Origin of the sequence: Termitidicoccus mucosus, assembly GCF_038725785.1 — a bacterium.
GTDB classification, from domain to species: Bacteria; Verrucomicrobiota; Verrucomicrobiia; order Opitutales; family Opitutaceae; genus Termitidicoccus; species Termitidicoccus mucosus.
This window is the reverse complement of the sequence record NZ_CP109796.1, coordinates 2,421,885-2,435,733: the sequence shown is the minus strand read 5'-3', so window position 1 is coordinate 2,435,733 and position 13,849 is coordinate 2,421,885. Positions and strand designations below refer to the sequence as shown.

At 49.9% G+C, this 13,849-nt stretch carries 14 protein-coding genes; 11 read left to right on the top strand and 3 right to left on the bottom strand.

From position 1 onward, the window contains the following. Positions 1-319 precede the first annotated feature (319 nt). The 11 genes from OH491_RS08315 (at position 320) to OH491_RS08265 (ending at position 10,055) form a co-directional block, all read left to right on the top strand. The gene (locus OH491_RS08315; protein ID WP_342750970.1) at positions 320-1,234 is read left to right on the top strand and encodes a hypothetical protein; all 915 of its coding nucleotides are present in this window, start codon (positions 320-322) and stop codon (positions 1,232-1,234) included. A gap of 432 nt (positions 1,235-1,666) precedes the next feature. Further along, positions 1,667-2,116: a hypothetical protein gene (locus OH491_RS08310; protein ID WP_145929022.1), complete on the top strand. Its 450-nt coding sequence runs from the start codon at positions 1,667-1,669 to the stop codon at positions 2,114-2,116. A gap of 237 nt (positions 2,117-2,353) precedes the next feature. Continuing rightward, on the top strand, positions 2,354-3,319 hold the full coding sequence (locus OH491_RS08305) for a hypothetical protein (protein ID WP_342750969.1): 966 nt from the start codon (positions 2,354-2,356) through the stop codon (positions 3,317-3,319). A gap of 161 nt (positions 3,320-3,480) precedes the next feature. Further along, positions 3,481-3,762 carry a hypothetical protein gene (locus OH491_RS08300; protein ID WP_342750968.1) on the top strand — a complete coding sequence of 94 codons (282 nt, stop codon included), beginning with the start codon at positions 3,481-3,483 and terminating at the stop codon, positions 3,760-3,762. Between the two features lie 111 nt (positions 3,763-3,873). Further along, entirely contained in the window at positions 3,874-4,371 is a 498-nt protein-coding gene (locus tag OH491_RS08295) for a hypothetical protein (RefSeq protein WP_342750967.1), read from the top strand. Positions 4,372-4,791: 420 nt separating this feature from the next. Then, positions 4,792-5,640 carry a hypothetical protein gene (locus tag OH491_RS08290; protein ID WP_342750966.1) on the top strand — a complete coding sequence of 283 codons (849 nt, stop codon included), beginning with the start codon at positions 4,792-4,794 and terminating at the stop codon, positions 5,638-5,640. 25 nt (positions 5,641-5,665) lie between these two features. Beyond that, positions 5,666-6,364: a DUF1573 domain-containing protein gene (locus OH491_RS08285; RefSeq protein ID WP_342750965.1), complete on the top strand. Its 699-nt coding sequence runs from the start codon at positions 5,666-5,668 to the stop codon at positions 6,362-6,364. Positions 6,365-6,659: 295 nt separating this feature from the next. Further along, positions 6,660-8,123, top strand: a complete 1,464-nt coding sequence (locus OH491_RS08280; protein ID WP_145929024.1) for an O-antigen ligase family protein — start codon at positions 6,660-6,662, stop codon at positions 8,121-8,123. Beyond that, positions 8,123-9,055, top strand: a complete 933-nt coding sequence (locus OH491_RS08275) for a hypothetical protein (RefSeq protein ID WP_145929025.1) — start codon at positions 8,123-8,125, stop codon at positions 9,053-9,055. The genes OH491_RS08280 and OH491_RS08275 overlap by 1 nt, the downstream gene beginning before the upstream one ends. A 5-nt stretch (positions 9,056-9,060) precedes the next feature. Then, on the top strand, positions 9,061-9,591 hold the full coding sequence (locus tag OH491_RS08270; RefSeq protein ID WP_084442534.1) for a rhodanese-like domain-containing protein: 531 nt from the start codon (positions 9,061-9,063) through the stop codon (positions 9,589-9,591). A 20-nt stretch (positions 9,592-9,611) separates the two neighbouring features. Continuing rightward, the gene (locus OH491_RS08265) at positions 9,612-10,055 is read left to right on the top strand and encodes a MauE/DoxX family redox-associated membrane protein (protein WP_068772219.1); all 444 of its coding nucleotides are present in this window, start codon (positions 9,612-9,614) and stop codon (positions 10,053-10,055) included. Positions 10,056-10,313: 258 nt separating this feature from the next. Here the strand turns inward: OH491_RS08265 and OH491_RS08260 are convergent, their stop codons facing one another. From OH491_RS08260 to glgB, 3 genes are all read right to left on the bottom strand, one after another. Next, positions 10,314-10,697: a hypothetical protein gene (locus tag OH491_RS08260; protein ID WP_068772220.1), complete on the bottom strand. Its 384-nt coding sequence runs from the start codon at positions 10,695-10,697 to the stop codon at positions 10,314-10,316. Between the two features lie 139 nt (positions 10,698-10,836). After that, complete coding sequence (locus tag OH491_RS08255) at positions 10,837-11,421, bottom strand: four helix bundle suffix domain-containing protein (protein WP_334319591.1); 585 nt, start codon at positions 11,419-11,421, stop codon at positions 10,837-10,839. Between the two features lie 26 nt (positions 11,422-11,447). Continuing rightward, positions 11,448-13,682, bottom strand: a complete 2,235-nt coding sequence (glgB, locus tag OH491_RS08250; RefSeq protein ID WP_068772380.1) for a 1,4-alpha-glucan branching protein GlgB — start codon at positions 13,680-13,682, stop codon at positions 11,448-11,450. Positions 13,683-13,849: the final 167 nt, after the last annotated feature.

Sequence of the window (13,849 nt, the reverse complement as noted above, 5' to 3'; positions counted from 1 at the left end):
AACCACTTCGTGCCTTTGCCACTGGGTGCCAACTCTTCATGTCGGGGAGCGCGTTTAGTGGTAAAATAAACAAAATCCAACTATGATAAAAAAAATCATATTATCCGTGCTAGTCCTTGGTGGATTAACATTCGGTCTCACAATGACCAATTATGGCGGCTGCGTTGACCCGGGCACTGTTGTCGCAGGCAGCCTCATCACCACAGAACAGACCAATACGCAACCACATGAAAATAAAAACTATATCCAACGTGGAAAGCCTGGCGGGGTGCTCGCCATTTTACCATGCATATCCTGTGGATCTTAAATTTATCGAAAAGTGAAAAAGCATTTAACTATAACATTGGCCGCCTTGGTATTTTTAGGGTTGATTGGAATAATCGTCAAACTGCATTCTGATATTATTGAATATGAAAAGATAATATCCGGGTACAAGCGCGAACGAGATCAAGCAAGGAAGTCTCTGGCAATTCGCGAGAGTGAAAATAAGGAGACCAAAGACGCCCTGAAAAAGGCCACGAAAGAGCTAATTAATTTCAAAGAAACCCAGGAAATTCTTGCTGAGAATGCTGGACAAGACGATATCGTTGACCAAGAGAACGAACTTGATCGCTGGCTTGGCAACATTATTCAATTAAGAAATTTTATTAAGCATCACTCCGAATACGCCATACCAGAATTTAGGTATCTGACCACCAAAGACTGGCTTGCTGCAGCCGAAGGCGGCCAAATGGCAAGTGAAGCGGATTACAGAAAAGCCCTGGCATTGTTGAGGGAACGAGCAAAGAGGCCAGTGTGTGTAGAACTTTGCCAAGGCATTCAGGCTTTTTCCAAAGCAAATGATGGTAACCTGCCACGAGGTTTGGAGGATATTGTAAGCTACCTGCCAAAGGATTTTGATCCTGATATTCTTGCTCGATATGAAAATAATCCCCATGGGCAGATGGACGGTGTTATAGTAATAGGAGCCTCAAATCAGTGGATAATAAAGGAAATATCGCAAGTAGATGATATTTGGGACAGTAGATTCTATTTGAGCACCACTGGTGGAATGATGGTGAGGGGCATTGACTATTCTGAGGAGAAGATTGTGCAAACTGCAATTAAAACCTACGAGAATCAATTTGGCATCGAGCCGACAGATACTGAGCAAATCATTCAATACATTGATAATAAAATAGGTAAAGATAAAATAAACAAGATATATAAATCTCTAACAAGCAAATCTAATTAACGTGAGCAATTTTAAATACAGTGGAATCCGTAAGGTGTCAGGACGGAATGGCGCTAAGATAAATGACGACAATCGTCCTTATCTTAGCGCCATTCTGTCCTGGCCTTTTTATTCCGGCCAATAGAATTTGATATTCTAGAGTCATCACTGAACAAGCCAATGCGCAACCTAATGAAAACAAAAAACATATTCCACATGGCAAGCCTGGCGGGATTGCTCGCTGTTTTGGCATGCACATCGTGTTCAAAACACAAGGAGCCGGAAAATCAGGCACAGGCGGCTGCAAAAAGGCAGACCCAGGAGTCATTTTCCGCAACCAGAAACGGGGCGGTTGTCCATTTGGAGTGGACGTATGATTTGTCCGTTTACAAATCCACCGAACTTTACAGAAATGCCACGGGGCAGGCGGATGCCAGGGATCGGCTGGCAACTTTGAAACCGGGCGACAAGCACTACAAGGACACGCTGATCGAAGCCCGGGCCTATTACTATTGGCTGAAGGTCACGCCACCTGACGGGCCGGAGGACTACATTGGCCCGATAAGGGCGAAACCCGATGAGAAGGGCGCTGGCAATTACCCGGAGATTGCCCGGCGATATTCCTGGAGCGTGTTTCGCGACGAGAAGACCGCGACGATTTCGTGGGATTTTCCCGAGGCCAAATACGACTACATAAAAATAATAAGGGCCGGCAGCCCCGATCCCTTGGGTTTTCACAACAGAGGGGTGGAGGTTTATTCAACCATGGAATGGAAGGATAATATAGTGGATACCTTTCCTGACCCGGATTCCGACTACTGGTATCGAATCGAGATCAAGGTTTCCGGCGAACCTGTCATCAGGCAGGGGCCGCTCGGGGCTGATTTCAAGAAACCGGAATGAACACGAACATGCAAAGATTCATTGGCAGCCGAAACGCGCGGAAAATGAAAAAACAATGCGCTATGTCTCATATCTCCTTTTATGATATTTTTTATTACCCTTGTCCCAAAGGTAGGGCGAGGCGTCCCTGCCGAGCCGCGGCTCAGCCGGAGGCTTCGCCCTACCGGCGCTGCCGCGCCACTGTTCAATGAAAACACTGTAGGACCGGCTTGCAGGTCATTTTAAACCATCGCGATCATGAAAAAACATTTAATTAAGATAGCGGTTGTCTCCACGCTCCTTCTTTTGATTGGAGTAAACATTGCGTTGTTTCTTAATATCATTGACGGGGAAAAAGCAATGGCTGGCTATAGGAGCACGACAGTCAAGGCATTGGAAGATCTGGTATCTCGTGAAAATGAAAACATTAGGCTTCAAAAGGCAATAAGCGAATACAATGAAAAGATAAAAGATCTTAGGGAAGTCTTAAGCAAACTGGAGCAAGAGTCGAAGTTGCGCATTGCTGCGGATGAAGAGAACATGCAGGGTGAGGGACGCGAGCTGGATCGCTGGTTTGTTGCCATTCGCAAATTAAAAAATTTTATCACATATCACCCTCAATACGCTATACCGGAATTTAAATATTTAACCGCGAAGGACTGGCTTGCGGTAACTGAAAGTGGCTCAATGCAGAGCGAGGCAAATTGCAGGGCTGCACTGGCCGAGCTTAGGCAAACTGCCACATTAGCGGCAAGCAGTATATTTGGCCAGGCCGTCAAGGATTTTACCAATGCCAATAATGGTAACCTTCCAACAAAACTGGGAGATATTACCAAGTATCTTCCTCCGGATTTTGATCCCGATATTCTCGAAAGATATGAAACCAATGAATCAGGGAATACTGATAGAGAAGTATGGAAGGATGGACAATGGATAATCACAGAAGCAGGGCCGCCGATTGATAATATATGGAACAGTCAAGTCTGGGTGAGCAATACCGGAGAAGTGCACTACAAGGGGGTCGGCATGGGTGTCAAAAATGGGGCGTGGACGGTTGATTCTGTGCAAAGTGCAATTTCAGACTATGTAAAAACTAATGGCTCTGAGCCAACCAGTTTTGATCAAATCAACAAATATATCGATACCAAAACTAACAAATGGGCTGATAAAAATAGGAATAAAATCGACGAAATATTTCTAAGCTTGATGAAAAAAGAATATTAATGTAAACTGCCTGCCCAGGCCAACAATGAACATGGTCAAAGATAATCAAATCAACCACGAAGAGACTCTGATAAAGACAGAAAATAATTTTATACTCAGTACTTCTCCGTGCCCTCTGTGGGTGAATCTATATTGCAACAATGAAAAATCATAGGAATATAATGCTTATTTCGCTTGGCTTGATAATTTTGATTGGGGTTTTAGCCAAACTCATTTTCGACATTAATAGTATCAAAACAGCAATGCCCGGTTTGATAGGCGCCAGGGATCAGGCATTGAGAGATTTGAAATTAAGTAGAAATGAGGGATTTAAGCTACAAAAGAACTTGAGGCAATCCAAGCTACTGTTACAAAGCATTGAGGATAACTTGAACAAATTAAACCAGGGCACCGCCGTGGTTGAGGATAACATGGAACAGATTGAAGACGCACTCGATAGTTGACTGGGCAAAATTGAAAAATTAAGCAAATTCGTTAATAATAATCCTAAGTATGCCATATCAGAATTCAAATACCTGACTGATAAAGAATGGCTTTATGCAACCGCGGGACCAATGGAAACCGTGGCTGATTATAGACAAGCCATGGCTTGGCTTCGTTGGTTTGCCAAGGGGCTTGCATCTAAAGTATTATGCCAAGCAGTTTCTGATTTCTCCAAGGCGCATAATGGTGATGCACCGAAAAACTATGAAGATATTAAACAGTATCTTCCTTCGGACTTTAATTTCACAGGATATGCAGACATGTCGTCTGGAGCCACCGCCTCCGATTCGAAATACCGATGGATAATAAAAGATATTCAACCAGTGGATCCTATTTGGGATACCGAACTGTGGGTGAGCGATAAAGGTGCTATGACGACTTCCCCGATTAATTGGTGGGCGGGGAAAGCAGTAAGTGATGCAATTAGTGATTATGAAAAAGAAACCAGGGAAGCTCCGACTAGTTCCAGCCAGATTAGAAATTATATTAAATACGGTGGTAATGCTAAAGAATTGAGCGAGGTTGATATCGACGATATATATATAAGCTTAACGACGTCCGCCCAATAAAACAAAAAAATACAATTCAGATTATGTTATCGATAAATTTCGCAATGCGCATCAATGAATTTTACCTTTTGTCATAATATTACCAACCTTCATTTTGGAGAGCGTATTATGAATGACAAAATAACAATAAACAAAATAACATCATGAAAAAGCTAATATTAGCAATATTAATGTCAATGACTATGGCCACCTGCATTAGATTGTATGCATGTGGTTCGACGGGTTCCTGTCCAGCGGGCCCCGGGGCTTGCGTCAAGTTGTCTAGCCAAAGCAACACAATGGTCTGTGAGTAAAGTAGTAGAAGGCTTAAACAACTAAATAGATGTCCCCGCTCTTTGGGGCGGGGATATCTAAACAGAAAAGATAGGATAAATATGTGCAAACCATAAGGAATCGGAACGCGTTCAGCGGAGAAATATTATGCTTTACTTTAAAATAACAATTCAAGCTTTATTAATAATTTTGATAACCTCTATAGCCATATTCCCCGCAAATTCGCTTGCAGTTGCAGATGACTTAAGTCCAGCGGAAAAATTAGCACCAGGCCGGGAACGCTTCAAAAATTGGCATGAAAAACCATCAGCGTCCCTAAAAGACGGTAATGGCGGATTGATTGATTTAAATATTGAAGAACATAATGACGGACAGGCAGAGGTGACATTATCGATGAAGCAGGATCTGGCATTGCATGATGAAATCAACAGGAATGTCCGTGCATTCTGTGCCAGAAATTTTGATGAGTATTATGAGTCAATCAAAAAAGTTTCGAACGGAGAACTGTCAATCAAGCAGACCGGTTATATGAAAATGCGACACTCTTTGAGGCAGGGCAAGGCCATTCGCCGTCCGGAGTTGCTGACCGACTACGGTCTTGCCGAGGCTTATTGGATGTTTACCTCGAAGATTGGCCATATGAACACCCATTTCACGGGTTTTGTTCCGGGGGAGTCTTTCTATCGATTGAAGGAAATTCTAGATTCCGGTGAACTTGACGCCACCCCGGATCCATTCCCTGCTGATAGAAACTGCTGCGGCTGCATGACACAATCCACGGCATTCTCATGGGGCGGCTCCACACCGCATACCGAGTTCAAAAACCAGGGGAAATTATTGATTGCAGATATTAGATATATGATTAAAACCAATATGGAGCATATCGCCTATCCCATATGCATTCGTGTATATTGGAGCGAGAACCTCGGAAGATGGATTCCGTGGTTCTGCTTTGAATATAATACTGTGGCGCGCTATTGCAACATGGTCTTCTAGCACCGCAACCTCGAAATCAAATATTATGTTGTTTAAAATTACAAAATTAGCAATTTGCATGATTGCTTCGCATTTATTAACCGGTCCGCTTTTTTCGCAGTCGCTGGTTTTTCAAGAAACAGGGAAAAAACTCACTTTGCCGCGGGGGGAGCGGTATGCAAGCTTTTCCTACAAGTTTACAAACAAAGGGCCTGATGTCATTAAAATCAACAAAGTCGAGCTGAGCTGCGGGTGCTCCAGTTATGAGCTGGCCAAGACAATCTTTGAGCCTGGTGAGACTGGGGTAATAAATATTAAAATGGACACAATCGACAAGGGGGATCAAGGATATGTTGTGGTTGCCATTGAAACCGATGAAAAAGAAGGTGAATACATGCTTCGCGGTCATGTCACAATACCGACCCATGTAACCGTGACTCCGCTCATGCTCAGGTGGCAGGCGGACGGAGAAATGAGCGAACAACGCCTTCAAGTGACTTTTGATGCTCCCGACAAAGGCAATACGGGGGATATTAAGTTTAATGCCGAAAATCTTTTTGTGAGAGACGGGCATTTCGCTGTCCGTATTGAACCCACTCAGGACAGCAACCGTTTTTACGTCCATGTCCGTCCCAAAAGCGGCATGAAATGCGCGGATATTATCACAGTGTCGCCAAATCCAGAAAATTATTACGAAAATATCGAAATCATTGCATATATTGGCGAAAATCGTAAAAAGCTTTAGAGCGCCTAACAAAATAACCAACGCAAAGACGCGAAAAGGCAAATGAAGTCTGTTTTGACACAGAGAACACAGAGCTCCGACACGGAGAGCACAGAGAGAAAAGCGCTTTTCAGGCTTGGTCTCCGTGCCCTCTGTGGGTCGCGCTCTGTGTCCTCTGTGATCAAAACAGATCACCTTCAACTTTTCTTTTTGATAGACGCTCTTAGAGCTTTATAAAAAACCAACCGAATGGGAAAAATAAAACCATCATGAGGCGGAACCGTTTCGGCAATAATATTCATTTTTCTAAAGCATCGTGAGTTTATACTATTACAATGATCTTCCGCGGTTGTGCTATTGGTGGTCGAATCCAAATGATGCCGCCGTGGCAATCGGCATGTGCCTGCCATTTATTTGGATATTTTCATGGTATTTCGAAAAAGAAAAATTGGCAGGCTATGTCCAGAATATGATTTGGGTTGTCGAGTGCGCCGCGCTGGCATTATTGGTCGGCACCTGTTCCCGTTGGGCGATATTTTCAAGTCTGTGTTCGATTATTATTTTTGGACTTATCGCAGAAAAACCGTTGGCAGAACGGGTATTCCGGCCCGTCAACCATCAAGCATTTCTGCCTGCCATGCGTCAGCGTTGCATCGCAATATGGCTTCAAATGAAGAGCATGAAGAACACTGGCCTGCGAATCTTCGTCATACTTGTCGCACTCATTGCCACCAATGCCTGGGGACGCTTTTCCCTCGCGGTTCAGGGGGATAAATCTGTCACAAATCGATTAACGCTATGGGCGGGAGGAGCGAAGATGGTCGCGGACAAGCCGGTTTTGGGATGGGGCAATGGAAGCGCCGGACTGAATTATGACAACTGGTATCAGGATTTGTCATCCCAAACCATGCACGGCAGCATGGTGAACTCCTATCTTAACATTGCGGTCGAATGGGGGCTGCCCGCGCTTGGCCTCATTCTATTTTTCCTGCTGGCGGGCATATTGTTATGTCATCGGCTGGCCGGCCTGGTGTCACCGTCGGGCAGGGGATTGCTGGCCGGGGCGGGAGCCATGATGGTATTTTTTACAATGGTCAACGCATGCTACTCGACCATATATAACAGCCTGCCCCTCGCCTTGCTTGCCGCAGGCGTTTTGATTATCGCGGGATTTTACGGCGGCAGGAAAAGGCATATCGCATTGCCAGGTCCCATGCTTTTGTCTTTTTCCATCAGTCTTTTTTGCGTCCTGTCCCTGTATCTTTTCGGCCTGGCTTCCATTGGGAAGGACCCTGTTCGTATCAGCCATGCGGCTGCGGGCACTATTTGGTTATGCAAGCCGGGAGCGCCCCAAAAAGCACCCGATTTGACCATCGTTCCTGACTACAAGATCCTTGGCCCGTGCCATGGCCGGCGTATTCGGAAACTGTTTTGCGAGAACATGGATTATCTCCACGCGATACAGGTTGTTGAACCGGGTGCGGAACTGAATAATTGCGATGGCGGGAGGGTTGTTGTGCTTGGGGCGCGAGTCGGAAGCTGGGGCACGCGCCCGCCAAAGGATAACCAAGGTGTCATTCTGGTTTGCCCGGTGGCTCCACCTTCGGCGCCAATGAAAATCCAACTGCTATTTCTGCCTCAGGCAGACAGATGGCATGTGGCGGAGGCTTGGAGAAGCTGGGCGCGACAAAACAAGTGTCCGGTTGTATTTCTTGAAGGGGATGGAATTCTGGACGAAGCCGGTTTTCAGAAAGTTATTGATTATTGCATTGATTCATAATGCCGGGGAAAAACTTAATATTATTATTTCTTGGGGCAGCCGCCCTTTTATCGGTGGCAGGCACTTGGTGCGCGCCTTTCCTGGGCTTGCGCGAATCCATTCCCTTCGAATCATTAAGCGCATGGCCCGATGGAACGCCGCGCCTGGGGCCGTTTGAAATCCGGATGGATGACAAAAATGACGCCATAAGGCTGGCGCACAGGCTGGTATTTGATGGCGAACGGTATTACAGTGAATTATATATCCCGATCATGGATTCATATGTCTTACAGCGGGATGCCAACCTGTATGAATGGAGGGATATGGATGGCCGGATGTTTTTGCTGCAAAACAATCCGGTTTCCAAGGAAGGCGCCTGGCGCTTGGAAGCGATTGGTGAAAATACAATTCTAATAACCGGTGTTGGCAATGACGAGCGGTATGTTTACAGTGACGGGAAATTATCGGAAGCCCGCCACAACGGCTTGCAAAGGAAATTTTATTACAAGGACGGGCGGTTAAAGCGCATTACCACGGTCCGGCCCGGCAAACAATCATACCTGGAATTTAATTACAACCCGCAAGGCTTGGTGGATGCCATGGGCGGCACTTTGGGCAATTCCGTAAAAATTTCCAGAAATGACGATGGAATGCTGGCAGGCATCAAGGGCGCGCATGGAGTTGACATGGCTTTCACATACGCGGATGGACTCCTGACAGGTGCGTCTTGCGACGGGAAGACGCTTGGCTGGAAATGGGGCGATGCCCAAATAAAGCATCAGCGCCCGCGTCTTCCCCTGCCGCCAATAGTGAGCTCTGATGGCGCAAATGAGTACGAAGTGACATACGATGGCAATTTAATCAAAGTCAGGTGGAGTCCAAAGGAGGGAGGGTCTGGCAAAGGGTGGGATTATCTCCCCGTCACCGGCAGGATCAGGGCAAGGCCATTCTAATTTTTATGAAAGCAAACACTGTCAGATTATTTTCGAAATTGAAACCGCAGCCTAAAGAAATATCATGGGTGGCGATGACCTTCGCATTCTTCTTTGCGGTTTCATTGGGCGTCAATCAGTTCAGAGGCGCCCCCATGAGTGTTTTGGGCGGCAAAACCCATGTTGATAAAGATCATGGAAAAAACGAAGGAATGCCGGAAAATTGGAAATATTGCAATCTGAGCGACATGGACTCCTTCAAGGCAACGGGGGATCTTCTCATAATAGATGCCAGGCCGGGCCTGTTCTACAAATATGGTCATATTCCCGGGGCAATATCATTGCCGGCGCAAACCAATGAATTGGGCAGGGAGACCGGCAAAGTCCTTTCCGGTGTGCCAGGGAACCGGACGATCGTGATATATTGCGCCGATGCGCAATGCGAGAATGCCGAGACGGTCGCAGGTCAGGTTTCGCGCCATGGATATGGCAATATTTATATATTTTCCGGAGGCTGGTCGGAATGGACGGAAACCGGAAGACCTGTCGAAAAATAACAAAAAGCGCATGATAAGTCATGAAATCACGTATTATTAAGATCAGTCTGAGGGCCATGGTTGGCATCGTGTTCATTGTTGCGGGTTTCGGGAAAGTTTTGGACCCCGAAGCGTTCGCGATGGCTATAAAAAACTATCACATGGCGCCCGAGGGCATGGTGAATGCGCTGGCGCTTGGCATTCCGATGACGGAATTAGGGGCGGGCATTTGTTTGTTTTTCGGAATCAAGCCGAGGATTATGGGATGGGTGATTTGTTTGTTGCTGGTATCTTTTCTCGGCGCCCTATCTTATGCCTTGTGGAGGGGAGAACCGATGAACTGCGGCTGTTTCCTGGAAGAGGACGCATCCCTGTCTTCCATGTGGATTTCTTTTTCACGCAATTGGTTGTTGTTGCTTGCGACGCTCTTTATCATTGCAACTCATGCAGATCGGAGACGGGAGGTCTTGAAAAGTCCCAAATAGGGCATTTTTCGTTTATTCTGTCGCAAATAAACCATGCCCCCGTAGTCAGGCCGGTTGGGTGCTCGCGGCGCGACGCAAGGTCGCGCCCTACAGGCGACAGAATAAACGAAAACTGCTCCGGAGGCCGTCGATTCGGGGCAAGCCCACTATGTGGTTGCGGCGAGATTGCGCCTGCGCAAACCCGGGGCAGGGACCGGTCCCTTATTTATCCTCGTGGCAGCTACACTGCCTGCATCCGCTTGTTCGGCTTGCGTTGAATTATACGCCATCGAATAGCGATCCGATAGCCGATGAAATGCCTTCAATCGCATGTACCAGGATTTGTGCGGCATCAATCGCATCCATTGAGTCCAGTATTCTTGATAATGTTCTACGCACGCCAAAAATCCCAAAAAGGAGCATTAAAATCGATATGAGGGCCGAGGTGACGCCGCAGCCATCCAAATCATGCATGAAGCAACAATAGCTCACAATGGCGGAAATCACCCCAAGGACACAAAAAATAACACGCAGCGGATTCGGGAGAATTTGAACCTTGATATTTCGCAGTTCAGGCTCAGTGAGCACGCGCCCTTCCTTTATTGAGGCACGAATTCCAGCCTTTTCGATTCTCTTGGCCAGCAGCTCCGATTTTCGATTCATGGGTAATGTGATTCTTTAGTCGGGGTGTCGTTTTCACCTGTCCTTTTTTTGCCCAACTGGATTGGGGAAGGGACATAAAGGACGCAAATGACACAAAATCATGCGGTGGAGTGGCGGTATCCGAAGGTTTTTTTCACCGTCACCAGCCTCTTTGTTCGCGGCGAGCCTTGGACATGCGCTCGCGCAGGCCACCTTCACGAAGAAAGGCCTGCTCCAACTGGCGAATCTGGCGGTCGAGCAGATAGTTGGTCAGTTTAATGAGGCCAATCATCACATTGGCGGCGATGGCCGGGTCGGGATGCTCAATGCCTTTGCGGAGGGTTTCATAATTTGCGGTGGGATCGCGGTTCAATTCCCGGAGGCGCTTGGTGTGGCTGTGTCCGGGCGACCATTCGTCAATGCCGCGCACACGAAGAAAATCGCGGTAATCCTCCAGCAACTCCTCCAGACTCGCGCGCGCAACGCAGGTCAGCTTGATTTCAGTTTCCTTCGAGGCGGCGGATGCCTGGCTACCCTCAATGATATTCTGTTTTCCGGAGCGCGCCGCCTGTATCATCTGGTCGGTCGTGCGCGAGCGCTTGTCCACAAACCGTTCGCAAAACCGCACCGTGCCGTCATAAACAATCCGCGCCTTCTGAAAAGAGAACAATTTTTCATATCCACCGTGCGGCGGGATGAAGCCGGTAATCCCGTCTATTTTGTCCTTTCTGTCCTTTTCACTCACGGAGGTTCTCTTTCCAAATCAGGCACTCAGTCCACCTTCGCCGACCACTTGAAGATGCTGGTGGTCTGCGGCGGGAGCGTGAGGAGCAGGCTTTGGGAGTGGCCGTCACCGGGGATCGGGTCGGTCGCGCGGCCGCCGTTGTTGCCCACGCCGGTGCCGCCGTAATACTGGCTGTTGGTGTTGAGCACTTCCTTCCAGAATCCGGCGCGCGGCACGCCGATGCGGTAACCGGGGCGCGGCACGGGCGTGAAGTGGCCGACCACGAGGAAAATGTCCTGCCCGAACGGGTCGTTGCGCTGGAAGGCGATCACGCTCGCGTCGGCGTCGTTGCACGAGATCCAGCGGAAGCCCTGGTTGTTGAAGTCGTTGCGGCTGAGGACGGGTTCGTCGCGGTAGAGTTTGTTGAGGTCGCGCACGAGCAGGCGGATGCCCTCGTGGTCGAGCCACTGGCGGAGGTGCCAGTCGAGGCTCGCGGCGTGGTTCCACTCGCCGGACTGGCCGAACTCGCCGCCCATGAAGAGGAGTTTCTTGCCGGGCCAGCCCCACATGTGGCCGTAGAGGGCGCGGAGATTGGCGGCCTTGTCCGCGATGTGCCACGCGCCCATCTTGAAGAGGAGCGAGGCTTTGCCGTGCGTGACTTCGTCGTGCGAGAACACGGTGATGAAGTTTTCCGCGTATTGGTAGAGCATGCCGAACGTGAGGTCGTTCTGGTGCCATTTGCGGTGGATGGGCTCCTTCTGGAAGAAGCGCAGGGTGTCGTGCATCCAGCCCATGTTCCATTTGTAATCGAAGCCGAGCCCGCCGTCCTTGGTGGGGCGGCTGACGCCGGCGAAGGAGGTCGATTCCTCGGCGATCATCACCCCGCCGGGGTAATACTGGTGCACGAGGTCGTTGGTCATGCGGAGGAAGTCGATGGCCTCCAGGTTTTCGCGTCCGCCGAATTTGTTGGGGATCCATTCGCCTTCCTTGCGCGAGTAGTCGAGGTAGAGCATGGAGGCGACGGCGTCCACGCGCAGGCCGTCGATGTGGTAGCGGTCGAACCAGGAGAGGGCGTTGGCGGCGAGGAAGCAGCGGACTTCGTTGCGGCCGTAGTTGAAGATGAGGGTGCCCCAGTCCATGTGCGCGCCCTGGCGCGGGTCGGCGTGCTCGTAGAGGTGGGTGCCGTCAAACTCGGCGAGCGCGAAACTGTCCCTGGGGAAGTGCGCGGGCACCCAGTCGAGGATGATGCCGATGTCGCGCTGGTGCAGGTAATCGACGAAGTAGGCGAAGTCGTGGGGCGTGCCGAAGCGCTGCGTGGGCGCGTAGAAGCCGGTGACCTGGTAACCCCACGAGCCGTCGAAGGGATGCTCGGCGAGGGGCATGACCTCGATGTGGGTAAAGCCCATCTCGGTCACGTAGTCGGCGAGCATGGGCGCGAGTTCGCGGTAGCTGAAGGGGCGGTTGGCGTCCTCGACCTTGCGCTTCCAGGAGCCGAGGTGGACTTCGTAGATGGACAGGGGCTGGTCGAGCTGGCCGGCGGCGGCGCGGCGTTTTTCCATCCACGCGTCGTCGGCCCATTGGTGGCGGCGGGTGTCGCAGACGATGGAGGCGTTGTTGGGCGGGGCCTCGAAGTAGGTGCCGTAGGGGTCGGTCTTCAGGCGGATGTCGCCCTGCTGGTCGCGGATCTCGAATTTGTAGAGATCGCCCTCGCGCAGGCCGGGAATGAAAATCTCCCACACGCCGGACGCGCCGAGCGCGCGCATGGGGTGGTAGCGGCCGTCCCAGTGGTTGAAGTTGCCGACGACGGAGACGCGCGCGGCGCCGGGCGCCCAGACGGCGAAGGACACGCCGGGCACGCCTCCGATTTCGCGGAGGTGCGCGCCGAGTTTTTTGTAGATGAAGTGGTCGTTGCCTTCGTTGAAGAGGTAGAGGTCGAGTTCGCCGACGGTGGGGAGAAACGAATAGGGGTCGTAGAACTGGCGCGTCTCGCCGTTGTGGAGGATGGCGCGGATCTGGTAGCGGAAGAGGTCGGTTTTCCGGGGGATGAACACCTCGAAAAATCCCTCGGGCGCGAGCCGGGTCATCTCGTGCCGGATGGCGGGGCCTTTTTTCGGGGTGGCGTCGAGATCGACGACGAAACACTCGGCGGCGTCACGCACGAAGGCGCGCACGACGAGGCCCTGCGAGCGGCCCTTTTTTGCCTTGTGCATGCCGAGGAAGGTATGCGGGGTGGTGTTCTTCGCGTCGATGAACGACTTGAGTTCGGCTTTGGTGATGATCATGGAGGAAATGGGATGAAGGGGCGGACGCGGGAAGAGTGTGGCGAGGATTCTTTCGAGGTCGAGGTTTCTGCAAACGATTTTTGGCAGACGCAGGAAGCGCGCCACACGCCCGCGAACGGCGCGGCAAACGCGCAGAAAAACGCGGGGGAGGGAGGGCGAGGGGAGGG

What these genes read in the sequence shown, in the direction of transcription:
- OH491_RS08305 (WP_342750969.1), top strand. Translation starts at nt 2,354, where the DNA reads ATGAAAAAACATTTAATTAAGATAGCGGTTGTCTCCACGCTCCTTCTT.
- OH491_RS08300 (WP_342750968.1), top strand. Translation starts at nt 3,481, where the DNA reads ATGCTTATTTCGCTTGGCTTGATAATTTTGATTGGGGTTTTAGCCAAA.
- OH491_RS08295 (WP_342750967.1), top strand. Translation starts at nt 3,874, where the DNA reads ATGGAAACCGTGGCTGATTATAGACAAGCCATGGCTTGGCTTCGTTGG.
- OH491_RS08290 (WP_342750966.1), top strand. Translation starts at nt 4,792, where the DNA reads ATGCTTTACTTTAAAATAACAATTCAAGCTTTATTAATAATTTTGATA.
- OH491_RS08285 (WP_342750965.1), top strand. Translation starts at nt 5,666, where the DNA reads ATGTTGTTTAAAATTACAAAATTAGCAATTTGCATGATTGCTTCGCAT.
- OH491_RS08275 (WP_145929025.1), top strand. Translation starts at nt 8,123, where the DNA reads ATGCCGGGGAAAAACTTAATATTATTATTTCTTGGGGCAGCCGCCCTT.
- OH491_RS08270 (WP_084442534.1), top strand. Translation starts at nt 9,061, where the DNA reads ATGAAAGCAAACACTGTCAGATTATTTTCGAAATTGAAACCGCAGCCT.
- OH491_RS08265 (WP_068772219.1), top strand. Translation starts at nt 9,612, where the DNA reads ATGAAATCACGTATTATTAAGATCAGTCTGAGGGCCATGGTTGGCATC.
- OH491_RS08260 (WP_068772220.1), bottom strand. Translation starts at nt 10,697, where the DNA reads ATGAATCGAAAATCGGAGCTGCTGGCCAAGAGAATCGAAAAGGCTGGA.
- glgB (WP_068772380.1), bottom strand. Translation starts at nt 13,682, where the DNA reads ATGATCATCACCAAAGCCGAACTCAAGTCGTTCATCGACGCGAAGAAC.